The organism is Inediibacterium massiliense, from assembly GCF_001282725.1.
Classification (GTDB): Bacteria; Bacillota; Clostridia; order Peptostreptococcales; family Thermotaleaceae; genus Anaerophilus; species Anaerophilus massiliensis.
In genome coordinates, this window is record NZ_LN876586.1 from 233,297 (window position 1) to 259,679 (window position 26,383).

22 protein-coding genes are annotated in these 26,383 nt (G+C 30.8%); all 22 read left to right on the forward strand.

What is annotated here, in order from left to right; all coding sequences use genetic code 11:
- Nucleotides 1-39: 39 nt before the first annotated feature.
- The 22 genes from BN2409_RS04935 to BN2409_RS05040 all read left to right on the forward strand — a co-directional run bounded on the left by BN2409_RS04935 (nucleotide 40) and on the right by BN2409_RS05040 (nucleotide 26,364).
- Nucleotides 40-993 carry a peptidylprolyl isomerase gene (locus tag BN2409_RS04935; RefSeq protein WP_199872929.1) on the forward strand — a complete coding sequence of 318 codons (954 nt, stop codon included), beginning with the start codon at nucleotides 40-42 and terminating at the stop codon, nucleotides 991-993.
- Nucleotides 994-1,129: 136 nt separating this feature from the next.
- Nucleotides 1,130-1,681 carry a stage V sporulation protein T gene (spoVT, locus tag BN2409_RS04940; protein WP_053955551.1) on the forward strand — a complete coding sequence of 184 codons (552 nt, stop codon included), beginning with the start codon at nucleotides 1,130-1,132 and terminating at the stop codon, nucleotides 1,679-1,681.
- A 143-nt stretch (nucleotides 1,682-1,824) separates the two neighbouring features.
- Nucleotides 1,825-3,432, forward strand: a complete 1,608-nt coding sequence (locus tag BN2409_RS04945) for a putative polysaccharide biosynthesis protein (RefSeq protein WP_053955552.1) — start codon at nucleotides 1,825-1,827, stop codon at nucleotides 3,430-3,432.
- A 19-nt stretch (nucleotides 3,433-3,451) separates the two neighbouring features.
- Entirely contained in the window at nucleotides 3,452-4,963 is a 1,512-nt protein-coding gene (gene yabN / locus BN2409_RS04950) for a bifunctional methyltransferase/pyrophosphohydrolase YabN (protein ID WP_053955553.1), read from the forward strand.
- Between the two features lie 42 nt (nucleotides 4,964-5,005).
- Nucleotides 5,006-5,284: an HU family DNA-binding protein gene (locus BN2409_RS04955; RefSeq protein ID WP_053955554.1), complete on the forward strand. Its 279-nt coding sequence runs from the start codon at nucleotides 5,006-5,008 to the stop codon at nucleotides 5,282-5,284.
- Nucleotides 5,285-5,328: 44 nt separating this feature from the next.
- Nucleotides 5,329-5,571 carry an RNA-binding S4 domain-containing protein gene (locus BN2409_RS04960; protein ID WP_053955555.1) on the forward strand — a complete coding sequence of 81 codons (243 nt, stop codon included), beginning with the start codon at nucleotides 5,329-5,331 and terminating at the stop codon, nucleotides 5,569-5,571.
- Nucleotides 5,572-5,661: 90 nt separating this feature from the next.
- The gene (yabP, locus tag BN2409_RS04965; RefSeq protein WP_053955556.1) at nucleotides 5,662-5,952 is read left to right on the forward strand and encodes a sporulation protein YabP; all 291 of its coding nucleotides are present in this window, start codon (nucleotides 5,662-5,664) and stop codon (nucleotides 5,950-5,952) included.
- 57 nt (nucleotides 5,953-6,009) lie between these two features.
- On the forward strand, nucleotides 6,010-6,519 hold the full coding sequence (gene yabQ, locus BN2409_RS04970; RefSeq protein ID WP_053955557.1) for a spore cortex biosynthesis protein YabQ: 510 nt from the start codon (nucleotides 6,010-6,012) through the stop codon (nucleotides 6,517-6,519).
- A 60-nt stretch (nucleotides 6,520-6,579) separates the two neighbouring features.
- The gene (locus BN2409_RS04975) at nucleotides 6,580-6,888 is read left to right on the forward strand and encodes an FtsB family cell division protein (protein ID WP_053955558.1); all 309 of its coding nucleotides are present in this window, start codon (nucleotides 6,580-6,582) and stop codon (nucleotides 6,886-6,888) included.
- Between the two features lie 104 nt (nucleotides 6,889-6,992).
- Complete coding sequence (locus BN2409_RS04980) at nucleotides 6,993-7,418, forward strand: S1 domain-containing RNA-binding protein (protein WP_053955559.1); 426 nt, start codon at nucleotides 6,993-6,995, stop codon at nucleotides 7,416-7,418.
- A 46-nt stretch (nucleotides 7,419-7,464) separates the two neighbouring features.
- Nucleotides 7,465-8,376, forward strand: coding sequence for a Ppx/GppA phosphatase family protein (locus BN2409_RS04985; RefSeq protein ID WP_053955560.1), 912 nt, complete (start codon nucleotides 7,465-7,467; stop codon nucleotides 8,374-8,376).
- Nucleotides 8,377-8,614: 238 nt separating this feature from the next.
- Complete coding sequence (gene spoIIE, locus BN2409_RS04990; RefSeq protein ID WP_053955561.1) at nucleotides 8,615-11,008, forward strand: stage II sporulation protein E; 2,394 nt, start codon at nucleotides 8,615-8,617, stop codon at nucleotides 11,006-11,008.
- Nucleotides 11,009-11,046: 38 nt separating this feature from the next.
- A complete protein-coding gene (locus tag BN2409_RS04995; protein WP_053955562.1) occupies nucleotides 11,047-11,793 on the forward strand; it encodes a vWA domain-containing protein in 747 nt (248 codons plus the stop codon).
- A 44-nt stretch (nucleotides 11,794-11,837) separates the two neighbouring features.
- A complete protein-coding gene (locus BN2409_RS05000) occupies nucleotides 11,838-12,734 on the forward strand; it encodes a serine/threonine protein kinase (protein WP_053955563.1) in 897 nt (298 codons plus the stop codon).
- Nucleotides 12,735-12,835: 101 nt separating this feature from the next.
- Complete coding sequence (gene tilS, locus BN2409_RS05005; RefSeq protein WP_053955564.1) at nucleotides 12,836-14,227, forward strand: tRNA lysidine(34) synthetase TilS; 1,392 nt, start codon at nucleotides 12,836-12,838, stop codon at nucleotides 14,225-14,227.
- A 121-nt stretch (nucleotides 14,228-14,348) separates the two neighbouring features.
- Nucleotides 14,349-16,217: an ATP-dependent zinc metalloprotease FtsH gene (ftsH, locus tag BN2409_RS05010; protein ID WP_053955565.1), complete on the forward strand. Its 1,869-nt coding sequence runs from the start codon at nucleotides 14,349-14,351 to the stop codon at nucleotides 16,215-16,217.
- 168 nt (nucleotides 16,218-16,385) lie between these two features.
- Nucleotides 16,386-17,561: an NAD(P)-dependent malic enzyme gene (locus BN2409_RS05015; RefSeq protein ID WP_053955566.1), complete on the forward strand. Its 1,176-nt coding sequence runs from the start codon at nucleotides 16,386-16,388 to the stop codon at nucleotides 17,559-17,561.
- A 205-nt stretch (nucleotides 17,562-17,766) separates the two neighbouring features.
- Complete coding sequence (locus tag BN2409_RS05020) at nucleotides 17,767-19,941, forward strand: PAS domain-containing sensor histidine kinase (RefSeq protein ID WP_053955567.1); 2,175 nt, start codon at nucleotides 17,767-17,769, stop codon at nucleotides 19,939-19,941.
- Nucleotides 19,904-21,250 carry a sigma-54-dependent transcriptional regulator gene (locus tag BN2409_RS05025; protein ID WP_053955568.1) on the forward strand — a complete coding sequence of 449 codons (1,347 nt, stop codon included), beginning with the start codon at nucleotides 19,904-19,906 and terminating at the stop codon, nucleotides 21,248-21,250. Before BN2409_RS05020 ends, BN2409_RS05025 begins: the two co-directional genes overlap by 38 nt.
- Before the next feature lie 380 nt (nucleotides 21,251-21,630).
- Complete coding sequence (locus tag BN2409_RS05030) at nucleotides 21,631-23,001, forward strand: aspartate-alanine antiporter-like transporter (RefSeq protein WP_053955569.1); 1,371 nt, start codon at nucleotides 21,631-21,633, stop codon at nucleotides 22,999-23,001.
- A gap of 58 nt (nucleotides 23,002-23,059) precedes the next feature.
- A complete protein-coding gene (locus BN2409_RS05035) occupies nucleotides 23,060-24,559 on the forward strand; it encodes an acetyl-CoA hydrolase/transferase family protein (RefSeq protein ID WP_053955570.1) in 1,500 nt (499 codons plus the stop codon).
- Nucleotides 24,560-24,687: 128 nt separating this feature from the next.
- On the forward strand, nucleotides 24,688-26,364 hold the full coding sequence (locus tag BN2409_RS05040) for an acyl-CoA mutase large subunit family protein (RefSeq protein ID WP_053955571.1): 1,677 nt from the start codon (nucleotides 24,688-24,690) through the stop codon (nucleotides 26,362-26,364).
- Nucleotides 26,365-26,383: the final 19 nt, after the last annotated feature.

Genomic DNA, 26,383 nt, shown 5'->3' on the forward strand with positions numbered 1-26,383 from the left:
TGGACTTTAGGAAGAAATTTGGATAAGGGAGAGGATATCGTGAAACCCATAATAAAGAATATGAAAGGTTTTGTAGTACTGATTCTAACGGTGGCATTGATTATTTCAGGATGTAGTACTCAAGGAGCAGGAATTAGCAAGAAGGAAGCTGTTGCTAAGGTAGGAAATGAATTTATTAGTATAGAAGCATATAATAAAAAGTTTACATTGATTAAAAAAGATATTGAACGTATGTATGGAGATAAAATTTGGAGTGAAGATGTAAAAGGAACTCCATATCTTAAAGTAGTACAAGAACAAGTATTAGAAACTATGATTAATGATGAGGCCATTATTCAATATATGGATTCTCAAAATATAAAAATAAGTCAAGAAGAAATAGAAAAAGAATATAAGGTTTTTGAAAAAAAGCTTAAAGAAAATAAAGAAGCAGAACAATTTTTTAAAGAGAGTGGAATGGATGCAGAATTAATAAAAGAAAATATTAAAATGCAAAAGTATGGATCAAAATTTCAAGAAAAGGTAATGAAAAAAATAGAAGTTACAAAGAAAGAAATACAAGAGAAAAAAGATTTTTATGTAAACAATCCATATGTAAGAGCGAGTCATATTTTAGTAGATAAAGAAGAAACGGCAAAAGATATTTTAAATAAAATCAATAGTGGAGAAGATTTTGTGAAACTTGCAAAAGAATATTCACAAGACCCAGGATCAGCTCAAAGCGGTGGGGAGTTAGGGATATTTGGACAAGGACAAATGGTTCCAGAATTTGAGCAAGCAGCTTTTGTATTAAAAGATGAAGAAGTAAGTGGACTTGTAAAAAGTCAATATGGATATCATATTATTAAAAGATTACCTATGACAGATGAATCTGTTAAAGTGGAAATTCAAAAAGAAAAATTTCCACAAGAGATGGATAAAGAGTTAGAAAAAATTAAGAAAGATTTAAAAGTAGAAAAATATCCTGAAAACATAAAAAACCAACCTAAATAATAGGTTGGTTTTCTTATGGAAATTTTTTTGATGAAAAATTTCCATGGATGCATAAAAAAAGTATCTTAGTAAATAATAAACTTACACAAATATTTACAGTATCACTTTATACCAATGACATTAGGAGGGAAAATAAGTGAAAGCGACAGGAATAGTTAGAAGAATTGATGATTTAGGTAGAGTAGTGATTCCAAAGGAAATCAGAAGAACTTTAAGAATTAGAGAAGGAGATCCATTAGAAATTTTTACAGATAGAGATGGAGAAGTAATTCTTAAAAAATATTCTCCAATAGGAGAGTTAAATGAGTTTGCAGTAGAATATGCTGAATCCTTATATGATGCATTAGGTCATATAGCAGTCATAGCAGATAGAGATACGATTATTGCTTTGGCAGGAGGATCTAAAAAAGAATTTTTAGAAAAAAGAGTGAGTAAATCTTTTGAAAAGGCAATGGAAAATAAAAAACCAGTACTTATTACAGAAAAAGATAACACATATTCTTTGACAGCAGATGGATCAGATGAAAATAAGTATACATCCCAAGTCATTGTTCCTATTATAACACAAGGAGATGCTATTGGAGCAGTGGTACTTTTATCTAAAGACCCAGACAAAATATTAGGGGAATTAGAAATAAAAGTTGCAGAAACTGCTGCAAATTTCTTAGGCAAACAAATGGAACAATAAAAGAGGAATAATAAATAAAATATTTTGTAGTAGCCTTTGGCTACTACTTTTGTATTTTTGTTGATAAATTACTTCCAAACAACCCTATTTCTGATATAATAGATTTGTTCACAGTCCAAAATTACTGTATTGGAGGAAAATTTATGAGCAGTAAATCATTTTTAAAAGGAGCTGCTATCCTTGGAATAGCAGGTATCATTGTAAAAATAATGGGGGCATTTTTTAGGATTCCCCTTGGCAATATGATTGGAGAAGAAGGAATGGGATATTATCAAGCATCTTATCCAATTTATGTGTTTTTACTTACTATCTCTACGGCGGGGATTCCTACTGCTATATCCAAGCTTGTTTCAGAAAAGAATGCAGTTGGAGACCGATATGGAGCCCATAGAGTTTTTAAGGTTTCATTTATTCTTCTTTTAGGAATTGGGATTGTTACTTCAGCCATGTTATTTTTTGGAGCAAAGGTAATTGTAGGATTTATTAAAAATGAAGGAGCATATTATTCTATGCTAGCCATTGCACCAGCTTTATTATTTGTTCCTATTATGGCTGCTTTTCGTGGATATTTTCAAGGACTTCAGGACATGATTCCTACTGCCATATCTCAAATCATTGAGCAATTTGGTAGGACAGTAGTGGGTATTGTCTTGGCCATTATTCTTTTAAAAAGAGGAACGGAAGTGGCAGCAGCAGGAGCTTCCTTTGGAGCAGCAGCAGGGGCCATTACAGGAGCTTTGATGATTATTTTCATTTATTATAAAAGAAGAAACAAGATTATGCATGAAATTAGTTTAAGACCTAGAGGATATGAAGAAGCGGCAGGAAAAATTTTAGCCAAAATTTTTGCAATAGCAGTGCCTATTACTATAGGGGCAGCCATACTTCCTATTATGAATATGATTGATGTGGCTATTGTTATGAGAAGACTTCAAGCTATTGGATTTTCACCAGAAGATGCCAATGGCTTATATGGACAATTAACAGGAATGGCGGCACCTCTTATTAATTTTCCACAAATCATTACAGTAGGACTTGCGGTGAGTCTAGTTCCAGCCATATCTGATGCTAGTCAAAGAAAAGATATGAATCTTGTAAGAGAAAATGTACAAATGGGAACAAGGGTATCATTACTCATAGGACTTCCAGCTGCTATTGGACTTGTTACTTTGGCAAAGCCTATTATGTTACTTCTTTTTCCATTAAGAGTACAAAGCGCAATAAGTGCAGCAGGATCTTTGGCTATATTGGGATTTGGAGTGATTTTTTTAACACTTGTACAAACATTTACAGGGGTTTTACAGGGACTAGGAAGACCTACTATACCAGTGATAAACTTATTTATTGGTTCTTTCTTTAAAATTTTAGCAACTTATTCTTTAACATCTATTCCATCTTTAAATGTAAAAGGAGCAGCGATAGGAACTGTAACAGCTTATATGGTAGCAGCTCTTCTTAATTTTTTTGCAGTAAAGAGACTGACAAAAACAAAATTTAGTGTGATACAGTTTTTAGTAAAGCCTATTATATCAGTAGGAGCCATGGGTATATCTGTTTTATTTGTATATACTAGGTTTATAGGTGTATTTGGAAATAGAATCACGACAGTTGCAGCAGTAGGCATAGGAGCATTGATTTATGGAATGATGTTGATTGCAACGGGAAGCATTACAAAAGATGATTTTGATATTTTACCAGGAGGAAGTAAGATAGGAAAAATATTGAGTAGTATAGGATTACTTAGGAAATAATAAAATAGGAGGTGGTGCTATGCATACTCTTACCATTATAGGATTAGGACCTGGAAGTAAAGAATATTTGACTTTAGGTGCTTTTGAAAAAATGAAGCAAACAAATAAGGTTTATCTTAGAACAAATAAGCATCCTGTAGTGTCTTTCCTAGAGTCAGAAGAAATTCATTATGAAAGCTTTGATTTTTTCTATGAAAAGGAAGAAAATTTTGATAAGGTTTATGAAAGTATTGTAAATTCCCTAGTAGATATGGTACAATCAGAGAATATTATTTATGCTGTTCCAGGAAGTCCATTTGTAGCAGAAAATACAGTACAAATGCTTATGAAGGAAGCTCAAAAAAATAAATTTTTGCTAGATTTTATTCCTTCGGTAAGTTTTATAGAGGCGCTTTTACACACCTTGAGAAAGGATCCAATACATGGCCTTAAAATCATTGATGGATTAAGCTTTGATGATCAAATCGATGTACAAACAGATACGATTATTACACAAGTATATAATCAATTTGTAGCTTCTCAAATAAAGCTCAAGTTAATGGAATATTATCCAGATGAACATCCTATTATTGTAGTGCGAGGAGCTGGAATCCCTAATGAGGAGAAAATGCAAGAGATTATGCTTTATGAGTTAGATCGTATTCATTGGTTAGATTATCTTACAAGTGTATATATTCCTAAAGTAGAAGGCAAAATAAGAAAAAAATATGAATTAAGAGATCTTATGAACCTTATGGTACTCTTAAGAGGAAAAGATGGATGCCCTTGGGATCAAAAGCAAACTCATGAAAGTTTGAAGCCTCATTTAATAGAAGAAGCTTATGAAGTTTTAGAGGCCTTAGATCAAGAGGATATGGTTCTTTTAGAAGAAGAGTTAGGAGACTTGCTATTACAAGTTGTATTTCACGCACTACTTGCTTCCGAAAGAGAAGAGTTTGATATGCATGATGTAATCAAAGGAATATGTACCAAGTTAATTTATAGACATCCTCATGTATTTAAAGATGTAGTGGCAGAGTCTTCAGAGGAAGCTATAAAAAGCTGGGAAGGCATGAAACGAAAAGAAAAAAATATCAAAACTTATACAGAAGGATTAAAAAGAATTCCAAACCATCTTCCAGCACTGATAAAAAGTTATAAAGTTCAAGGAAAAGCAAAAGAAGTAGGCTTTGATTGGGATCGTGTAGAAGAGGCTCTAAAAAAGGTAGAAGAAGAATATAAAGAGCTTTTAGAGGTATATAATACAGAAGAAAATGAAAAAATAAAAGAAGAAGTAGGAGATTTATTATTTGCAGTAGTAAATGTAGCGAGATTTTTAGAAATCAATCCAGAAATGGCTCTAAATGATACTGTAAAAAAATTCATTTCTAGATTTTCTTTCATAGAAGAAAATGCAATCAAAAATGATAGAAAGTTAGAAGAAATGTCTCTTGAAGAAATGGATGAACTATGGAATTTGGCAAAAATACATAAAAAAGAAAAAAATACAAAAAATATTGGTAAAGTAGAAGGATTTTTCAATAAAAGATAGAATATGCTTATACGTATTCTAAATATCAAGGAGGTAATGATTGTGAATAAAGCTGAATTAGTTGCTAGTATGGCAGAAAAGTCAGGGCTTACAAAGAAAGATGCAGAAGCAGCATTAAATGCATTTATTAACAGTGTAGAAGAAGCTCTTGCAAAAGATGATAAAGTTCAATTAGTAGGATTTGGTACTTTTGATGTAAGAGAAAGAAAAGCAAGACAAGGTAGAAATCCAAGAAACCCTGAACAAGTAATAGATATTCCTGCTTCAAAAGCACCTGTATTTAAAGCAGGTAAAGCATTAAAAGATATGGTGAACGCTTAAGAAAAAAGCAGCTAGTCTGCTTTTTTGATTTAGGAGAGAATAAAATGCGTTTAGATAAATTCTTAAAAAATTCAAGACTTATAAAGAGAAGAACAATTGCCAAAGAAGCCTGCGATCAAGGAAGAGTAAGTATCAATGGAAAAGAGGCAAAAGCATCTACTGAAGTAAATGTTGGAGATAAGATGGAAATTACCTTTGGAACCCGAACAACAAGGGTAGAGGTATTAGATATCTCTGAACATGTAACAAAGGATTTAGCAAAAGAAATGTATAAAATTATAGAATAGTACCTATTAGGTACTATTTTGTTTTTGGTATAAATTCTTCCATAGGAGCATATCTTTTAATAAGAATAATAGGAAAAGAAGGGAGAAACTATGGAGGAAAGAAGAAGTATAAAAAGCAAAAACCAAAATATTATTTTGGAAAATAGAGAAAAATTAAGCGTTTCAGGAGTAGAGCATGTAACGAGTTTTGATGAAAATACTGTCATATTAGATACAGCAAAAGGAGTCCTTACAATAAAAGGAAGCCATTTAGATATTAATAAATTAAATCTAGATGATGGAAATGTGATTGTAGAGGGAGAGATTGGGACTATGATCTATAGTGAGAAAGAGAGCTTTGGGAACAAAGGGATAGGATTTTTAGGAAAGATGTTTAAATAACCGCAAAGCGGTTATTTTTTTAACTGTTTTAAATCTTTGGTGAAAGCAGGGGGTCATATGATTACTTATGTATCCGAACAGATCTATGTATTTTTAGCTACTTTATATGGAGGAATTATTATAGGGTTTATATATGATTTGTATAGAATTTTTAGAGGTGTGTTTAAACCTAAGAAAATTGCTACAATGATTGAAGATCTTATTTTTTGGATTATTATTGGAGTGGCAGCAGTGTTTGTACTCCTTTTTTCTAATGATGGCCAAATTAGATTATATACATTTTTAGGATTTGTTGTAGGAGCTACTTTGTATTATAAAATTTTAAGTCGTTTTGTGATTTATTTATTGATAAAAATAATAAGGATCATTCAAAAAATATTTATGAAGATATGTAAAATCATTTTGTATCCTATAAATAAATTGATAAAATGGATAAAAAGACCTTGTAGAGTGATAAAAAAGAGAGTTTCTTTTGTTGGGTATAAAATTAAAAGGATAGCTTCATTGCCAGGGAGGGTATATAAAGAATGTAGAAAATATATAAAATGGATGAGAAGAAAAAAATAGAAGGAAAAAAAAGTTTGTTATAGAATTAATTAAAGAAATAATATAATGAGGGATGCAATCATGGATAAATATATAAAGAAACCAAAGAAAAAGAAAATAAATAAAATTCCTATCTTTTTTTTAGTGATAGGACTTTATATCGGTTGGATTTTTGTCAGACAGCAAATAGAATTAAAAGAGTTAAAAGAGCAAGAAAACATTTTATATAAGCAAATGGCAGAACTTAAAAAAGAAAAGGCTCAATTGGAAGAAGAAAAAAATATGGGTAATGATCCTAAATATATTGAAAAAATAGCTAGAGAAAGATTAAAAATGGTAAAGATGAACGAAATTATTTATATAGATACTCATAAATCTAGCCAAAATTAGATAAAAATTCAAATATAGTTGTAGCATATTGACAGGCTTATAAATATAATTTATAATGAGTGCAAATAGATTTGTAATTATTTAAAAGGAGGAAGATTTGATTTATGCCCGTTGAAATAGGAAAAGTTGTAGAGGGCACTGTGACTGGCATTACAAATTTTGGTGCTTTTGTTGAACTGCCAGAAGGAAAAACAGGGTTGTGCCACATTTCAGAGGTAGCAGATGATTATGTAAAGGATATTCGTAGTTATCTGAAAGAACAGCAAAAGGTAAAGGTGAAAATTGTTTCTATTGATGAAAAAGGAAAAATAAGTCTTTCTATTAGGAAAGCTATATCTAAACCTCCTCAAAAACCAATATCTAAGCCTGTAGAGGTAGATTGGAAGAAAAAGGAAAGCGAAAAGCGCTTGTCTTTTGAAGATAAATTGAGTCAGTTTTTAAAGGATAGCGAAGAAAAACAACAACAAGTGAAAAAGCATATGAATACAAGAAGAGGAAATGGATTCAATAGAAAAGAATTAGTTAGATAATAACCGAGACAATGTCTCGGTTTTATATATTTTAGGAGGATACAAAATGAAAAAGCTCGGGGCTATTGATATTGGAACAAACTCTATGAGAATATTGATTGCAAAAGTAAAGAATAATCAGATCATAGAAAGCTTCAAAGATTTAAGGAGTACTAGGATTGGTGAAGGAGTAGATAAAACAGGAGTTCTTTCAAATCATGCGATACAAAGAAATATAGATGCATTAAAAGAATTTGTAGAAATTGCACACAAGGAAAAGGTAGAAAAATTATCTATTATTGCAACAAGTGCAGTAAGAGATGCAAAGAATAAAGGAGAATTTCTAAGAAGAGCTTCTAAAGAAGCAGGAGTACAGATTGAAGTAATTAGTGGAGAAAGAGAAGCTACGCTTGGATTTTTAGGAGTTTTAAAAGGAATAGAACAAAAGAAAAACATATTAGTAGTAGACATTGGAGGGGGAAGTACAGAATTTATTTTAGGAAATGAAAAAGGAATCGATCATGTGATCAGTATGAATATGGGAGCAGTTCGAATGACAGAAAAGTTTGTTCATACAGATCCTGTATCTAAAGAGGAAATAGACCAAATGTCTAAAGATATAGATAAGCAAATTGAAATAGCTATGGATTCTATAAAAGACCTTTCTATAGATTGTGTTGTAGGAATTGGAGGAACCATTACTACTTTAGCAGCAGTACATAAGAAATTAAAAGTATATGATAGAAATGAAGTTCACAATACAAAGCTTAGACATGACCAAATTCAAAAGATTTTAGATGAGTTTTTATCTAAAAATATGGAAGAAAGAATAAAAATGGAAGGTGTTCATCCTAAAAGGGCGGATATTATTACAGCAGGTACCCTGATTTTAGACAGGATTCTTTCTTGGGTTCATAAAGATATTATAGTAAGTGAATATGATAATTTAGAAGGACTTATATTTGATGAGTTGCATTAGCAACTCATTTTTTTATCGATAAACTTTTGGTGTGCTCAACAAAGTTTAACAGCAAAAAAGTTTATGTTTTGGTTTGTATTTCAAAAAAAGAAAGAAGTCAACAGAATATACAAAATAAAATGTAAAAAGGGAACAATAGATGTCTGAAATTTCTAAAAATACGTACACACAACTTGACAAATGTTTTGAGCACTTATTGATATAATTTCTTTAAGAATAATCAATGGGTGGTGTAGAAATGGCAGAAAGAACAAGTATAATTCCTTATAAGAGGGAGTATGGTGGACAAGCTAGAGGGATTTTTAAAGACAGAAAGAAACAAGAAAGTTTTCATTTATCAAAAAATATGGGGGTACTATTGCTGATTGCTTTTCTATTAGGTAGAGCAACGATTTTAGAGAGTCTTGCTCCTTTTGGTATAGCTCTTTATATAACTCTTGTCGTGAAAGATAAAAGATATACTTATTTGGGATTATTTATTTTATTTGGAATATTTACAGCAGGAGATGGAATTAGTGTTGCTAAGTATTTTATAGCCATTGCACTTTCATTTATGATTTTTAGTTATATAAGAGAGAAGAGAGAGCTTAAAACTTTTATCTTAGCCCTTTGTGCAGGAGGGACCATGTTTGTTTCGGGGCTTATTTTTATGATGGCAACAGAATTTTATATGTATGATTTATTTATGACAGGTTTTGAATCTGTAGTAGTGTTTGTGTTTGTATATATTCTTGCCTATGCAGTACCAATTATTGTCCAAAGAAGAAATAGAAAAATTTTATCTAATGAAGAATTGGTTTGTATAGCAATTCTTATGGCTATTGTAGTTTCAGGTTTTTCTAATATTTCTTTAGGAGGATGCAGTCTTAAAAATATATTTGGTATGTTACTTACGCTTGTGTTTGCTTATAAAGGAGGACCAAGTATAGGAGCAAGTGTGGGAATTACTATTGGGATTATTACAAGTATGTCTACCATAGGAGCTCCTTTTATGATAGGAATATATGGATTTTGCGGATTGTTAGCAGGGATCTTTAAAGATTTAGGGCGAATTGGATCAGGGGTAGGAATTATACTAGGAAATGCTATTTTAACTTTTTATACAAATGGTTCTACAGAGGTGTTAATACAGATCCAAGAAATTATTGTAGCATTAGGATTTTTCATGATTACGCCAAAGTCTATTATGAAGTATATGGACAAGTTTGTAGGTACAAATGGTATACAAGGAGATCGAACCTATAGTGAAAGAATACAAAGAATAGTATCTGAAAAATTACAAGCTTATTCTAATGCTTTTTCTGAGTTAGCTGTAACTTATGGAAATATTGCAGAGACAAAGCAAGTCCTAGATCAAGGGGACATGGCCAATATGGTAGATGATATTGTAGAAAAACTTTGCAAAAATTGTGGTATGTGCAGAAGCTGTTGGCAAAATAATTTTTATGGTACGTATAATGATGTATTAGATGTTGTTACATATTTAGAAACCTATGGAAGCATTAAAGAAAGTCAAATTCCTAATACTTTAAGAAAAAGATGTATTAAATTAGACACTTTAATGGAAGTGATTTATGGAAGGTTTGAAATATGTAAAGTTCATTATGAATGGCAAAGAAGATTATTTGAAGGAAGACAATTGGTTGCAGAACAATTTAAGGGAGTATCTAATATTATCCATGACCTTTCGAAAGAAATAAATACAAAGATAGAATTTAAGATAGACATAGAAGATGCGTTATATGCAGCTTTTGACAAAGAAGAAATTTCTGTTGATAAAATTACTATAATGGAAAGGGAAGATGAAAAATTTGAAATAGAAATACAAAAAAGAGCATGCTTTGATAGGAATAGATGTGAAGAAGAAATTATTCCTATTGTATCTAAGGTCATTGGAAGGGAAGTAGTAAAAAAAGATAATCATTGCAGATGTGATGAAGATACAGGAAAGTGTACATTTACATTGGTAGAAGCAAAAAAATACAAAGTCCTTACAGGAGTAGCCAGGGTATCAAAAGATGATCGAGGTATTTGTGGAGACAATTATTCATTTATTGATTTAGAGGATGGAAAATACATGATGGCTTTAAGTGATGGTATGGGATCAGGAGAAAAAGCAGCAAAAGAAAGTCAAGCAACTATTTCTGTGTTGGAGCATTTAATGGAAGCCGGTTTTGAAAAAGATATAGCTATTAAAACAATTAATTCAATTTTGGTACTCAAATCTTCAGAAGAAATTTTTTCTACAATGGATTTGTCTATACTAGATTTATATACAGGAAAAATAGAGTTTGTAAAAATTGGTGCAGCTTCTAGTTTTGTTAAAAGAGCCAGTGGAAAAGTAGAAGTTATAAGATCGACTTCTTTACCTATAGGAATTTTAAATAATATAGATATAGAAAGCTTTGGACAAGAATTAGAAGATGGAGATTTTATCATTATGATGTCTGATGGGGTAGCAGATGCAGATAAAAATATGGAAGATGGATGGGTTGTGGAGGCTATAAAAGGAATTAATAGCAAAAATCCTGAAAAAATAGCAGACAAGCTTTTGGATATGGCGATCCAAAAGTATGGAAATAAAATAGAAGATGATATGACTGTGATGGTATCAAAAATTTGGAAAGTATAAAAAGAGCCGTAAGGCTCTTTTTTGGTGTATAGAAAAATATGGAAAAGACAATAATGAATAAAAAGAAAGGGGAGATTCAATTGGAAATGAAACAAATTATAGTTGTGACAGATGGGCAATCAAATATAGGTGGAAATCCTGTACTAGCGGCAAAAGAAGCGAAGAATGAAGGTGTTATTGTAAATGCTATTGGAATTATAGATGATCAGTCAGATGATGCTCTTTGGGAGGTTGAAAAAATTGCACAAGGAGGAGGAGGCATTTGGGAAAATACAATGATAAAAGAATTAGGACAAACTATGCATGCAGTGACTCAAAAAACTATTAATAAGACTATTGAAACCATTGTAGGAAAACAATTAAAACAAATCATAGGAACAGACCTTGAAAATATTCCACCTAAAGAAAGAAGTAAAATCATAGATTATATGGATAAAATCAGTGAAGAAATAGAGATCAAATGTTGTATTGTCATGGATTGTAGTGGAAGTATGAAAAATAAGATGGCGGTAGCAAGACAAAGCATTATAGAACTTATGAATTCGTTAAAGGGTAGAAAAGGAAGAAATGAAATAGCAATTATTGCATATCCAGGGGAAGATGGAGAATGTACAAAGGTAATTAGTAATTTTACACAAGATATTCAAAAAATAAAAGAAAAAGTTTTTTTACTGAAAGCTTCAGGAACTACACCTACAGCAGCAGCAATCAATCATGCTATTTCGTTATTTAAGCAAGATGTATCTATCAGTGAGGAAGTGCTTTTAGAGGAAAGTATGGTGTAAAACGACTATTCTTAGTCGTTTTTTTGTGAGAAAGGGAGAGATATATGAACAAAGTAAGACTTTCTCAAGGAGAGTATATTATCGGAAAGTGGAATAAAAATGTATATAAGATACTAGATATATTAGGGGAGGGAGGGGTTGGCAAGGTCTATAAAGTAAAGGATCAAAGTACAAATCAGATATGGGCATTAAAAGTTAGTGATGATTTACAGAGTATTACAAAAGAATATGATATGCTAAAAAAATTTTTTTATATGGATGCTATTCCTTGTATTAAAGAAATAGATGACTTTATATTTCAAAATCATAGATTATACTATATAGTTATGGAATATATACAAGGCAAAAATCTAAAAGAATACATAAAAACAAAAAAAGTAAGTATAAAAAGTACTCTAGGAATTATTTTATTTATTGGAAATGTATTTAAGAACCTTCATGATCAAAATTTTATATTTGGAGATTTAAAGCTTGAAAATATTATGATTGATGAAAAAAATCATAAGATAAAAATTATTGATCTAGGAGGTGTAGTATGTGTAGGGGATTCTATAAAAGAATTCACACCTAATTATGATCGAGCGAGCTGGAATATGGGGATTAGAAGAGCTGATGAGAAGTATGATCTGTTTTCTATTACCATTTTAATGATTCATCTTTTAACAGGTACTATTTTTTGTCCTCATGAAACAAGTATCAAAAAAATGATTCAAAAATTAAAAGAACTTAAATTTTCTACTCAATTGATCTTTTGTATTCAAAAATGTTTAAATCAAACGATTACTTTTAAAATATTTTTAATAGAGATAGAAAAACATTATAAAGCAGAAAGACATAAGAAAAATGTATTCGTTTTTGATGTATATAAAAGTATTGATATAGTATTTATAGGAAGTTTTATTTTTTTTATATTGGTTTTGTACAAGTGTTGTATAAAATAAAGAAAAAGTATTGAAAAGATAAAAACTATTTAGTTTTAGCAGGGTTTTAAGGGTAATATATAGAAGTATAGGATAGAAAAGTTAAGAACAGGAGTAAAGAGATGTTAAAAAAGTTTTTAAAGACAATACAGGAACATAAAATGATTCAAAGGGGAGACGGTATTGTTATAGGGGTTTCTGGAGGGCCTGATTCTATTTGTCTTTTGCACCTTTTGTGTAAGATTCAAAAAGAATATGATTTAAAGCTTTATGTGGTACATTTGAATCATCAATTTAGAGGAGACGCAGCAGATCAAGATGCAGCATATGTAGAAAAAATTTGTAAAAAGCTTAATATTCCTGCCTTTATCTATACAAGAAATGTAGAGGAGTATAGTAAAGATAGAGGAATTACTTTTGAAGAGGGAGGACGAGAAATAAGATATGATCTATTTGAAGAAGTTTTAAAAAAAACAAAATCTAAAAAAATAGCAGTTGCACAAAATATGGATGATCAAGCAGAGACAGTGCTCATGAGACTTATGAGAGGATCTGGTCTTGAAGGATTGTGTGCTATTTCTTATGTAAGAGATGAAAAAATTATAAGACCCATTTTAGACATTAGCAGGTATGAAATAGAAGATTATTGTGAAAAAAATAATCTTCATCCAAGAATAGACCATACTAATCTAGAAACTATTTATACAAGAAATAGAATAAGGTTAGAGTTTATTCCATACATACAAAAATATTTTAATCCTAATATTAAGGAAACTCTATCAAGAACAGCTAATGTTTTAAGGGAGGATAAAAATTTTATAGAAGATTATCAAAAAGATGTATATGATATAATTGTAAAAAGAAGAGATAAAGAAATTTGTATTGATAAAATTTTGCTTAAACGGCAACATAGAGCCATTCAAAAGAGGATACTTAGACAAGCCATATGGGAAATGGTCGGAAATTTAAAAGATATACAAATGAAACATATTCAAAGTATTATAAATCTTGTAGAAAAGAATAATTTAGGAAACAAAATAGATCTTCCAAGAGGTTTATGGGTTAGAATAGAAGAGGAATATTTAATTTTTTCTATAGAAAAAAAAGAAATAGAAAAGTATGATTTTGAATACAATATAAATATTGGTGAAATACTATACCTTCAAGAAACAAGCAGTGAAATTTTTTCTCATATCATGGATAGGAAAGACTTAAAACAGATTTCAAAGGAAGATCATGTAAAATTATTTGATTATGATAAAATTAGGGGAAATCTAGTGATTAGAAATCGAAAAGATGGAGATCGATTTTTTCCTTTAGGAATGAAAGGAAGTAAAAAGCTAAAGGACTTTTTTATTGATGAAAAAATACCAAAACAAAAAAGAGATGAAATTCCTCTTATATGTGATGAAAAAGAGATTATGTGGATTGTGGGGTATAGAGTAAGTGAAAAATATAAGATTGATCAAGATACGAAAAAAATTTTAGTGATGAGCTATAAGAAGAAAAAATAAAAATTTTTAAAATTTTTTAATCATACAGATAAATAGTCTTTGTTGTTTTACCAAAAAAAATATGGTAGAATAAAAAGATGTTACATGAAAGGAAATAATCGCATTGAAGGGAGGGCTTTTGTTGAAGAAGTTTTTTAGGGGAGCTAGCTTCTACATACTATTATTCATTATTATTATCTCTATTGTGCATTTTTATGGTCAGCCAACACAAGAGAGAGTGCCTTTAGGTATGTCTGACTTTGTCATGGAGCTACAAAAACAAAACGTTAAAGAAGTTTATATTGTTGAGAATTTAGTAAAGGGTGAACTGAAGAGTAATGGTAAGTCCTTTGAAACATATATACCTCCAGTGGTCCGTTCAGAAATTTTAACAGAAAAATATATACTTCCCCAAATGGAAAGTGGAGTTTTAAAAGTTTCGGGAGAACCACCAGCAAAGACACCTTGGTTTTTTGAAATATTACCTTCCATATTTATGGTCTTGATATTTGTTGTATTTTGGTTTGTATTTATGCAACAGTCTCAAGGTGGTGGGAGCAGAGTTATGTCTTTTGGAAAGAGTAAAGCAAAGCTCCATAAAGAAGATGAAAGAAAAAAAGTTACTTTTAATGATGTAGCAGGCTTAGATGAAGAAAAAGAAGAACTGCAAGAAGTCGTTGATTTCTTAAAAAATCCTAAAAAATATATGGAATTAGGAGCAAGGATTCCGAAAGGAATATTAATGGTAGGACCTCCAGGAACTGGAAAAACATATTTATCTAGAGCCACTGCAGGAGAAGCGGGAGTGCCATTTTTTAGTATTAGTGGTTCTGATTTTGTTGAAATGTTTGTAGGAGTAGGAGCATCTCGTGTAAGAGATCTTTTTGAACAAGCAAAGAAAAATTCTCCATGTATTGTATTTATCGATGAAATTGATGCAGTAGGAAGAAAAAGAGGAGCAGGTCTTGGTGGAGGACATGATGAAAGAGAACAAACTCTAAACCAATTATTAGTTGAAATGGACGGGTTTGGAATCAACGAAGGAATTATTATCATTGCAGCTACCAATAGACCAGATATATTAGATCCAGCATTACTTAGACCAGGAAGATTTGATAGACAAGTAATGGTAGGAGTACCAGATATTAAGGGAAGAGAAGAAATTCTAAAAGTTCATTCAAGAAATAAGCCATTAGAAGATGATGTAGACTTGAAAGTATTAGCAAAAAGAACACCAGGTTTTACACCTGCTGATATTGAAAATCTTATGAATGAGGCTGCCCTTTTATCTGCAAGAAAAGATAGAAAGAAAATCAATATGGATACGATAGAAGAAGCTATTACAAAAGTCATTGCAGGACCAGAAAAAAGAAGTAGAGTAGTAAGTGACGAAGATAGAAGACTTACAGCTTTTCATGAAGCAGGTCATGCAGTTGTAGCTAGAATGATTCCACATTCTGACCCAGTTCATCAAGTAACGATTATTCCTAGAGGAAGGGCTGGCGGATTTACTATGTATCTTCCTAAAGAGGAAAAATCTTATACTACTAAAAGAGAAATGGAAGATAGAATTGTACAATTATTAGGTGGTAGAGTAGCAGAAAAACTAGTATTAGATGATATTAGCACAGGAGCAAGTAATGATTTAGAAAGAGCTACAAATATTGCTATGGCCATGGTTACTAAATACGGAATGAGTGAGACTTTAGGATCTGTAAACTATAGCTCTGAAGATGAGGTATTCTTAGGAAGAGATTTTTCTACAAAGAGAAATTATTCTGAAGAAATTGCTTCTAAGATAGATAAAGAAGTAAGAAAGATCATTGATCATGCTTATGAAAGAGCAGAAACCATATTAAATGAAAATATGGATAAACTTCATCTTGTAGCCAATCAACTTTTAGAGGTAGAAACATTAAATGCAGAGGAATTTGAAAAATTATTTACAGGAGAAATAAACTTAGAAAAAACACAAGAAAAAGACGATCTAATAGACTTAGATAAAGAATAATCACAAGCCCCTTTTGTATATGAAAAGGGGTTGTTTTTTTAAAATGAAATAGAAGTAAAAAATGATGGAGAATATATAAAAATTTCCTAGGAAATACTTATATATTGACAAAAAATTTTTAAAATTGTTGTATAATGAATCATATAAAAGAACGAGGAGGTATAATCCATGGCAGATTATAATGAAATGGCACTAAAGTTACATAAAGAAAATAAGGGGAAGATTTCAATAGAAAGTAAAATCCCTGTAAAAAATAAGGATGATCTTTCTATTGCGTATACTCCTGGAGTGGCAGAGCCTTGTAGAAAAATTAATGAAAATAAAGAAAATGTTTATACGTATACATCAAAAGGAAATATGGTGGCTGTTGTAAGTGATGGCACAGCTGTATTAGGACTTGGAGATATAGGCCCTTATGCAGCTATTCCTGTTATGGAAGGAAAAGCTGTACTTTTTAAAGAATTTGCTGGAGTAGATGCTTTTCCTATTTGTTTAAATACAAAAGATGAAGAAGAAATTATAAGGACAATAAAGCTTATGGAGCCTATGTTTGGAGGAATCAATTTAGAGGATATTGCAGCACCTAGATGTTTTGAAATAGAAAGAAGGCTTCAAGAAGAATTAGATATTCCTGTGTTTCATGATGATCAACATGGTACAGCTATTGTATGCTTGGCGGCTTTAATTAATGCATTGAAGCTTGCAGGCAAAAAAATAGAGGATACAGAAGTTGTTATTAATGGACCAGGTTCAGCAGGAATAGCAATCGGAAAGATTCTTTTACAAGCAGGAGTAAAAGATATTATCTTTTGTAATAAAGCAGGAGCTATTTATGAAGGAATGGAAGGCTTAAATTGGGCACAAGAAGAAATTTCAAAAATAACTAATAAGAAAAAGCAAAAGGGAAAATTAAAAGATGTGATCGAAAATAAAGATGTATTTATAGGAGTATCTGTTCCAAATGTATTAACAAAAGAAATGGTATCTTCTATGAATCAAAAATCTATTTTATTTGCAATGGCAAATCCTACTCCAGAAATTATGCCTGATGATGCTAAGGAAGCTGGGGCCTTTATTGTAGGAACAGGAAGATCTGATTTTCCAAATCAAATTAATAATGTACTTGCTTTTCCTGGGATATTTAAAGGAGCATTAGCTGTTCGAGCAGAAAAAATTACTGAAAATATGAAGCTTAAGGCAGCTTATGCTATTGCCAATGTTTTGAGAGAGGATGAATTAGGAGTAGATCAAATTATTCCAAATCCTTTTGATCAAAAAGTGTCGCAAGCTGTAGCCAATGCAGTTATGAAAGCTGCAAGAGAAGAAGGAATTGCAAGAATATAAAAAGCCCGTAAGGGCTTTTTATATTCTTGCGTTTGTAGACAAAGTCATAAAAAACGTCACAAATTCTCAATAAATGTTTCTTATTTTTATAACTTTGCTCAAATATTCTTTAGGGGATGAATCGAGGATGATTTTAAAGAGAAAAAAGGTGTTTTTTTGAATATATAGAATTATATTAATATTACTCTGTATAGGAGTGAAATCAGTGAAAAGTTTAAAAATAAAAATACCTATGTTCATTATTTTGTTGGTTGTATTTACTATTTTGGCAAGCAGTTATGCATCTTATAAAATATTTTCAGAACAAATCAGAAAACATATTGTGAATGAAAATGAAAGAATCGGTAATATGGTTTCTGATCAAGTCAATCAATATTTACTAGATGCACAAAATACAGTAGAATATGTAGCAAAAAATGCTACAGGACAGAGCATGGAAAATATTCAAAAGCATATTTTAGAAGTTTATAATAGTTATAGATGGATGGATGTTATGTTTTTTATGAGTGTGGATGGTAAAATAGTTTATAGCATTCCTCATAATGATATTATCTATCATAGAGATTATGTAAAAAGAGAATATTATCATTATATTATAGAAAATAAGAAGACATATATTAGTAAAGTCTTTATCAGTAGCCTTCTGAATCAACCTCATATCATGATAGTTTCTCCTATATTTAAACCCCATAGTACCGTTATGAGTGGAATGATAGGAGGAGGAGTTCCGTTAGAATCTATTCGAGATATCATATACAAAACTCAAAAATCCTATGATGGAAGAATTTATGTAATTGATAATGATAGAAAAATATTAGTTAGTCCTGAACATGAGCATATAGGGAAAAAAGTATTTTTACAGAGAAAGATTCAAATGAATCATCAAACATATACTTTGGATGAAATCATAAAAAAGAATATAAAAGGTGTAGGAAAATATGAAAAAGGACTTCATACAGTTTATATTTCTTTTCATGATATTGAAAACTACGAAGGACTTGTAGTAGTTGAAAGAGATGAAGCTTATATTGGGGAAGAAATAAAGCGTATTCAAAAAGAATTGATTCCTTGGATTATTATGATTATGATTACAGCATTAATACTTAGTTTATTTATTGCATATACCATTACAAAACCTATTGAAAAATTAGTAATATACACAAGAAAAATAAGCAAAGATATAAAACAGGGGCTTAAAGGGTTTAGAGTAACAAAAAATAATGAGATAGGAGAATTACAACTTGCTTTTTATAGAATGAGTAAAGATTTAGATACAAAAATAGAAGATTTAAAGACATTGCATAAAAAAGAGCAGGATACTAGAAAGTATTTGAATAATATTTTAAGAAGTGCAGGAATGGGTGTTATTGTAATTAATGAAGAAAAACAAATTGTGATATTTAATAAAACCTCTGAAGATATTATAGGTGTGGCTGGAATCGATGTTATAGGAGAAAAAGTCGAAAGGCTAGTTTCTTCTTTATATTTTCCAGATGAAATATTTAGTATTTCTCAAAAAGAAAAAAATAAAATTATAGAAAAAGAATATAAAATACAAAATAGTAAAAAAGAAGAAGTTTTTATCAGTATGATTATTTCATCTGTATACAATGATGATGGAGAAATCATAGGAATTGTTTGTTTGATGAAAGATGTAACTCGTATAAAAATGTTAGAAGAACAATTAAAAAGAGAAGATAAATTAAAAACCATAGGAGAATTATCTTCTGCCATCATTCATGAAATAGGAAATCCATTAGCAGGAATGACAAATCTTTTAGAAGTATTAAAAGAAAATATGGATCATGAAGATGTAAGAGAAGAAATTATACATGCCCTTATAGAAGAAGTAGGCATGCTTAATAATATTGTAATCAATTATTTAGAGTTTACAAGAATGCATAATAATGAAAAGGTATATGTAAATATATTGCATATTATAGATAGTGCACTTAATATATTAAAATCAGAAATTAGATATAAGCAAATTCGAATTATGAAACAATTTCCATCTCAAGTTCCTTTGATCAAAGTATCTCCTTCTGCCATTCGACAAGCTATTGTAAATATTATTAAAAATGGAATACAAGCTGTTGACAATTATGGGATTATTCAAATCAAAGTACAAGGAGTAGAATCTAACAATGTAATGATTTCAATAAAAGACAATGGAAATGGAATGGATGAAGATGTAGTGGATAAAATATTTAATCCATTTTTCAGTACAAAAGAAGATGGAACAGGATTAGGCCTTTCTATTGTGCATAAAATCATTAAGGACAATAACGGAAATATTTCTGTAAAAAGTCAAAAGGAAGAAGGAACAGACTTTATATTGACCTTTGAAGGAGGAGATCCAACTGAAGGTACTGATTATTGATGATGAAAAAAGTATAAGATTATCTCTAAGAGTAGGCATTGAAAAAACAGGTGTAAAAATTTTTACTGCTGCTTCAGGAGAAGAAGGTATGGAAATTTTCTATAAAGAAAAGCCAAATTTGTGTATTGTGGATATAAATTTACCTGGAATCAATGGAATAGAAGTATTAAGAAAAATTCGAAAACAAAATAAAGATTGTATGGTGATAATGATTACATATATTAGTGAAGTAAAACTTGCAGTAGAAGCCATGAAATTAGGAGCAAATGATTATTTTACAAAGCCATTTCATATTAAAGAAATCACAGAAAGTATAGAAAATAATATAAAATATATACAAAAAACAAGAGAATTATCTGATCATAAAGAAAATGAAATGGAAATTATAGGAGAAAGTCAGTGGATTGAATATATTAGGCAGATTGCTTATAAAGTGGGAAATATGACTTATGATACTTTTATTTTTATTCAAGGAGAAAGTGGTACAGGAAAAGATGTTATTGCAAAGGCGATCCATTTTAATGGGTTTCGAAAAAATAAGCCTTATGTGGCGCTAAATTGTGCAGCTATTCCAAAAAATTTACAAGAGAGCGAATTATTTGGATATGAGAAAGGAGCTTTTTCTGATGCAAAAACTCAAAAAAAGGGACTCATAGAAGAAGCAAATGAAGGAACGTTATTTTTAGATGAAATAGGAGATATGGATATTTTACTCCAAGCAAAACTCTTAAGAGTGTTACAAGAAAAAAAATTTAGAAGAGTGGGTGGAGTAAAAGAGATTGGATTTCGTACAAATGTGATTGCTGCCACAAATAAAGATATTATACAAGAGATAAAAAATGGTAATTTTAGAGAAGATCTTTATTATCGGTTAAATGTCATTCCTATTTACACAAAACCCTTGAGAGAAAGAAAAGAAGATATTCCAGTTTTATTAGAGTTTTTTATCAATCAATACAATAAAGATTTAAATAAAAGTATAAAGGGAATGACACAAGAAGTCTTAAATATTGCAAAGAACTATGATTGGAAAGGAAATGTAAGAGAATTAAAAAATCTTGTGGAAAGAGTCATGATTTTTCAAGAAGATGAGTGGATTGATGTGGAGGATTTACCACAGAATCTAATTAGCTGCCAGAATATGAATCAAAATAATGAATTGAATATGAATCTTGAAAATGTTGAAATGGAAGCTATTCATTCTGCATTAAGAAAAAACGAATGGAATATTACGAAGACGGCAGAAACATTAGGTATATCTCGTGTGACTTTAAGGAGAAAAATTGAAAAATATAGTATAAATAAATAGGTGGTAAAATTTGAAACAAAGGTGGTAAATTATTTACCACCTTTGTTTTTTAAAAAAGAAAGAAATAATTATAAATTATAATTTCAAACAACTAAATAAACTAAATTGTTTGAAGATTAAACAAAATAGGAAAGACACTGAAAAAATAGAGACGCTTATTAGCAAGGATTACAGAATAAAATAACGAAAAATTCAGAAAAATACCTATATATTTTTTAAAACATACAAAATGTGGAATAGAATTTGCAATAAAAATCCATACAACTTAAAAATAAGAACATAATAAATCTGAATAATGTGAAAAATGTTAAAGGGGGGAAGATAGCAATAAAAGTAGTGAGCGGTTGGAGCCAATTTTTAAAAAATAAGGAGGCGAATTTATGAAATTTGATTTAGAAGCATGGATGATGAGCCCTTATATTCTTATGTTTATTGCTGTGTTTACAGGTTTATTATTTGGAAAAATAAAGTTTGGAAAATTCAACTTTGGAATATCGGGAACGTTGTTTACTGGACTCGTTATAGGATGGTGGGTATTAGGATATGCAAATGGGTTTACACAGTCTGATGCAAACTTTTCTACAGCTCAAAAATTAATTGAAGCAGGAGTGATTTCTAAAAATTTCTTTACTATCTTTTTAATTTTATTTGTAGCAGCAGTAGGACTTTTAGCAGCAAAAGACATGGGTACGGTTTTGAAAAGATATGGAATAAAGTTTGTAGTATTAGGAGTACTCATTACTTTAATGGGTGCTGCTGCAACTTATGGAATGACTCTTTTAAGTGACGATGCAAATCCATATCAAGTATCTGGAGTGTATACAGGAGCTTTAACTAGCTCACCAGGGCTTGCAGCAGCTATTGAAACAGCAACTGGACACTCTACAAAGGCTGTAGCAGATTATGAAAATGATACAAGAGAAGGAAAACAAAAGCTATTAAAATTATTAGATCCATCTGGAAGATTAACTCCAGAAAATACGCCTACTTTAACAGAGGAACAAAAAAAGCAATTTATAAAAGATGCACAAGCAGGAATTGGAGTAGGGCATGCCATTGGCTATCCTTTTGGAGTAATTATTGTAATTTTAGCAGTAAATTTAATTCCTAAGTTATTTGGAATCAATGTGGAAAGTGAATTGAATCAATTTAGAAAAGAGATGGAAGAAGCGAGGAAATCAAAAGGAGAAAAAGAAATTCAAGAAGTTTCTTTTGATTTACTAGCTTTTACAGTAGCCTGTTTCTTTGGATATACTATTGGGGTGATACAAATTCCTCTAGGACCTTTGGGAAATTTTAGTTTAGGATCTACAGGAGGAGTCTTAATTGGGTCTTTGATTTTAGGATATATAGGTAAGATTGGTTTTATGAATTTTAGAATGGATAATAAAATATTAGGTGTAATTCGTCAAATTGCTCTAGCATTTTTCTTAGCCATTGTAGGATTACAATATGGATTTAAAGTATTTGATGCTTTAGCTGGAAGTGGACTATATTTGGCTGTAGTATCTTTAGTAGTAGGTTTTGTAGCTTGTGTAGTAGGGTTTGTAGTGGGTAAATATATACTAAATATTAACTGGATTATGTTATCAGGTGCCATTTGCGGAGGAATGACATCTACTCCAGGATTAGGAGCAGCTATAGATGCAGTAGGAAGTGATGAACCGGCAGCAGGATATGGAGCTACTTATCCATTTGCTCTTTTAGGAATGGTACTTTGGACCATATTATTACACAATATGCCTATGTAAAAGAGAATAAAGATTAGATTTTTATATTTTTAAATATGTATAGGTGGGAGGAATAAGCATGTTAGAAAGAAGAATTAGAAGAGAAGATTTAAAAAGTAAAATTATGTCTGCACAAGAAGCTGCTATGTTTTTTAAAGATGGAATGACTGTTGCAACAAGTGGATTTACTCCTGCTGGATATCCAAAAGCAGTTCCTTCAGCATTAGCAAAAAGGTCAGAGGAAGGTGAAAAAATAGGTATTACTCTGATTACAGGAGCTTCTGTAGGAGATGAATTGGATGGAGCATTAACAAGATCTGGAGTGATCCAAAGAAGGTTTCCTTATCAAACACATAAAGATATAAGAAATAGTATCAATGAAGGAAGCATTTTGTATCAAGATATGCATCTTAGTCATGTTCCACAATATATAGATTATGGTTTCTTTGGAGAAATTGATATTGCACTGGTAGAAGCTTTGGCTATAACAGAGGATGGAGGAATTATTCCTACCATGTCGGTAGGATTGTCTCCTCATGCTATTAAAAATGCAAAAAAAGTTATTGTAGAAATTAATACAAGCCAACCTATGGAACTAGAAGGAGTACATGATATTTATATTCCAAATAAACCGCCACATAGAAAACCTATTCCTATTGTTCATCCAGGAGATCGTATTGGGACACATTATATTCCATGTGATCCAGAAAAAATTCAAGCTATTGTTATTACAGATATAAAAGATAAAGTAAGACCTCTTGGATCTATTGACGAAGATTCACAAAAAATATCTGGATACATTATAGATTTTTTAGAACATGAAGTAAAAATGAATAGAATGCCTAAAAATTTATTACCATTACAATCAGGAGTAGGATCTGTTGCCAATGCAGTTTTAGGAGGAATAGTAGATTCGAAATTTGAAAATTTAACTTGTTATACAGAAGTTATTCAGGATTCTATGTTTGATTTAATTGATGCTGGAAAAGTAACCGTAGCTTCTGGGACTTCCTTCACTCCATCAGAGGAAGGTTTAAAAAGACTCATTAAAAATATGAAGCATTATGCAAAACATTGTATTTTAAGGCCTATGGAAATTAGCAACAATCCAGAAGTAGCAAGAAGATTAGGTGTGATTGCTATGAATACAGCCATAGAAGTAGACATATATGGACATGTAAATTCTACCAATATCATGGGATCTAGAATGATGAATGGAATAGGAGGATCAGGAGATTTTACAAGAAATGCGTACCTTTCTATATTTACTACAGTCTCTACTGCTAAGAATGGAGATATTTCTTCTATTGTGCCTATGGTGTCTCATGTAGATCATACAGAACATGATGTGGAAGTCATTGTTACAGAACAGGGGATTGCGGATTTAAGAGGAACTTCTCCAGTAGAAAGAGCCAAAAAGATAATAAAAAATTGTGCCCATCCTAATTATAAAGATACCCTTATGGATTACTTAAAAAGAGCAGAGAATGGGAAAGCTAAACATGAACCACATCTATTAGATGAAGCGTTGTCTTTTCATCATAGATTTTTGAAAACAGGTAGTATGAAGATGAGATAAATGTTGTATGTTATATAACACAATGTATACAAACATACTTTCTAAAACAGGGTACAAAATTATAGTATTTATGATATTCTTAAAGTATATTAAACATCCTATATAGTCAGAAGAGGAGGAGGAGAAATATGTTTCAAAAAGAAAAACTAGACAAAATTAGAGAAAGATTCACAGCTTATGAGGAAAAGGTAGGAGAGTCTATACAAAAAAGACCAGAAAGAAAAGAAATATTTGAAAGTGGTTCAGGAGAGGTAGTCAATAGACTATATACTCCTCTAGATATTGAGGATTTTGATTATGAAAAAGATTTAGGAATGCCAGGAAGTTTTCCTTATACAAGGGGTGTTCAACCTAATATGTATAGAGGAAGATTTTGGACTATGCGTATGTATGCAGGTTTTGCTACAGCAGAAGAATCTAATAAACGTTATAAATTCTTAATTGAACAAGGGTCAATGGGACTTTCCGTAGCTTTTGATCTTCCAACTCAAATAGGATATGATTCGGACCATCCATTGGCTGAAGGGGAAGTTGGAAAAGTTGGAGTTGCTATTGATTCTTTAGCAGATATGGAAATTTTATTCGATGGTATTCCATTAGATAAAGTTTCTACTTCTATGACTATTAATGCACCAGCATCTGTGCTTTTGGCTATGTATATTGCAGTTGCTGAAAAACAAGGTGTTACTGCAGATAAATTAAGAGGAACTATCCAAAATGATATTTTAAAAGAGTATATTGCACGTGGAACTTATATTTTCCCAACAGAAGCATCTATGAGGCTTATTACCAATATATTTGAGTATTGCTCAAAGGAAGTGCCACAATGGAACACTATTAGTATTTCAGGATACCACATTAGAGAAGCTGGATCTACTGCTGCACAAGAAGTAGGCTTTACTTTGGCAGATGGAATTGCTTATGTAGAAGCAGCTATTAAAGCAGGACTAGATGTAGATACTTTTGCACCAAGACTATCTTTCTTCTTTAATGCTCATAATGATATTTTAGAAGAAGTTTCAAAATTTAGAGCAGCAAGAAGATTATGGGCAAGAATCATGAAAGAAAGATTTGGAGCGAAAAAAGAAAAATCTATGAAGCTTAAATTTCATACACAAACAGGTGGATCTACTCTTACAGCCCAACAACCAGAAAACAATATTGTACGTGTAGCTATTCAAACATTAGCAGCTGTTTTAGGAGGGACTCAGTCTCTACATACAAATTCTAAGGATGAAGCACTAGCTCTTCCTACTGAAGAATCTGTAAGAACAGCTTTAAGAACACAACAAATTGTAGCTTATGAAAGTGGTGCTGCAGATACGGTAGATCCTTTGGCAGGTTCATATTTTATTGAAGCCAAAACAAAACAAATAGAAGAAGAAGCGATGGAATATATTAGAAAAATAGATGAAATAGGTGGTGCACCTAGAGCCATTGATAATGGATATATTCAGCAAGAGATTATGGATGCTGCTTATAATTATCAAAAAGATATAGAAAATGGAAAAAGAATTATTGTAGGTATGAATAAATTTCAAGTAGAAGAACAGCCACCGAAGGGATTATTAAGAGTAGACCCGGTAGTGGGAGAACTTCAAAAGAAAAAATTAGAAGATTTAAGAGGAAAGAGAGACAATAATATTGTAAAAGAAAGATTAGAAGATTTAAGAAACGCATGTCAAGGAGACAATAATTTAATGCCATATATATTAGATGCAGTAAGAGCATATGCAACATTAGGAGAAATTTGTGGTGTTATGAGAGAAGTTTTTGGGGAATATCAACAAAGCGTGCAATTATAGAGAAATATTTTAAAAATAT

Bases quoted from the DNA above. Each gene is read 5' to 3' on its own strand.
- BN2409_RS04975 (WP_053955558.1), top strand. From the start codon at position 6,580: ATGGATAAATATATAAAGAAACCAAAGAAAAAGAAAATAAATAAAATT.
- BN2409_RS05035 (WP_053955570.1), top strand. From the start codon at position 23,060: ATGTTAGAAAGAAGAATTAGAAGAGAAGATTTAAAAAGTAAAATTATG.
- tilS (WP_053955564.1), top strand. From the start codon at position 12,836: ATGTTAAAAAAGTTTTTAAAGACAATACAGGAACATAAAATGATTCAA.
- BN2409_RS05040 (WP_053955571.1), top strand. From the start codon at position 24,688: ATGTTTCAAAAAGAAAAACTAGACAAAATTAGAGAAAGATTCACAGCT.
- yabN (WP_053955553.1), top strand. From the start codon at position 3,452: ATGCATACTCTTACCATTATAGGATTAGGACCTGGAAGTAAAGAATAT.
- BN2409_RS04985 (WP_053955560.1), top strand. From the start codon at position 7,465: ATGAAAAAGCTCGGGGCTATTGATATTGGAACAAACTCTATGAGAATA.
- BN2409_RS05030 (WP_053955569.1), top strand. From the start codon at position 21,631: ATGAAATTTGATTTAGAAGCATGGATGATGAGCCCTTATATTCTTATG.
- spoIIE (WP_053955561.1), top strand. From the start codon at position 8,615: ATGGCAGAAAGAACAAGTATAATTCCTTATAAGAGGGAGTATGGTGGA.
- yabP (WP_053955556.1), top strand. From the start codon at position 5,662: ATGGAGGAAAGAAGAAGTATAAAAAGCAAAAACCAAAATATTATTTTG.
- BN2409_RS04960 (WP_053955555.1), top strand. From the start codon at position 5,329: ATGCGTTTAGATAAATTCTTAAAAAATTCAAGACTTATAAAGAGAAGA.
- yabQ (WP_053955557.1), top strand. From the start codon at position 6,010: ATGATTACTTATGTATCCGAACAGATCTATGTATTTTTAGCTACTTTA.
- BN2409_RS05000 (WP_053955563.1), top strand. From the start codon at position 11,838: ATGAACAAAGTAAGACTTTCTCAAGGAGAGTATATTATCGGAAAGTGG.
- BN2409_RS04995 (WP_053955562.1), top strand. From the start codon at position 11,047: ATGGAAAAGACAATAATGAATAAAAAGAAAGGGGAGATTCAATTGGAA.
- BN2409_RS04980 (WP_053955559.1), top strand. From the start codon at position 6,993: ATGCCCGTTGAAATAGGAAAAGTTGTAGAGGGCACTGTGACTGGCATT.
- BN2409_RS04945 (WP_053955552.1), top strand. From the start codon at position 1,825: ATGAGCAGTAAATCATTTTTAAAAGGAGCTGCTATCCTTGGAATAGCA.
- BN2409_RS05015 (WP_053955566.1), top strand. From the start codon at position 16,386: ATGGCAGATTATAATGAAATGGCACTAAAGTTACATAAAGAAAATAAG.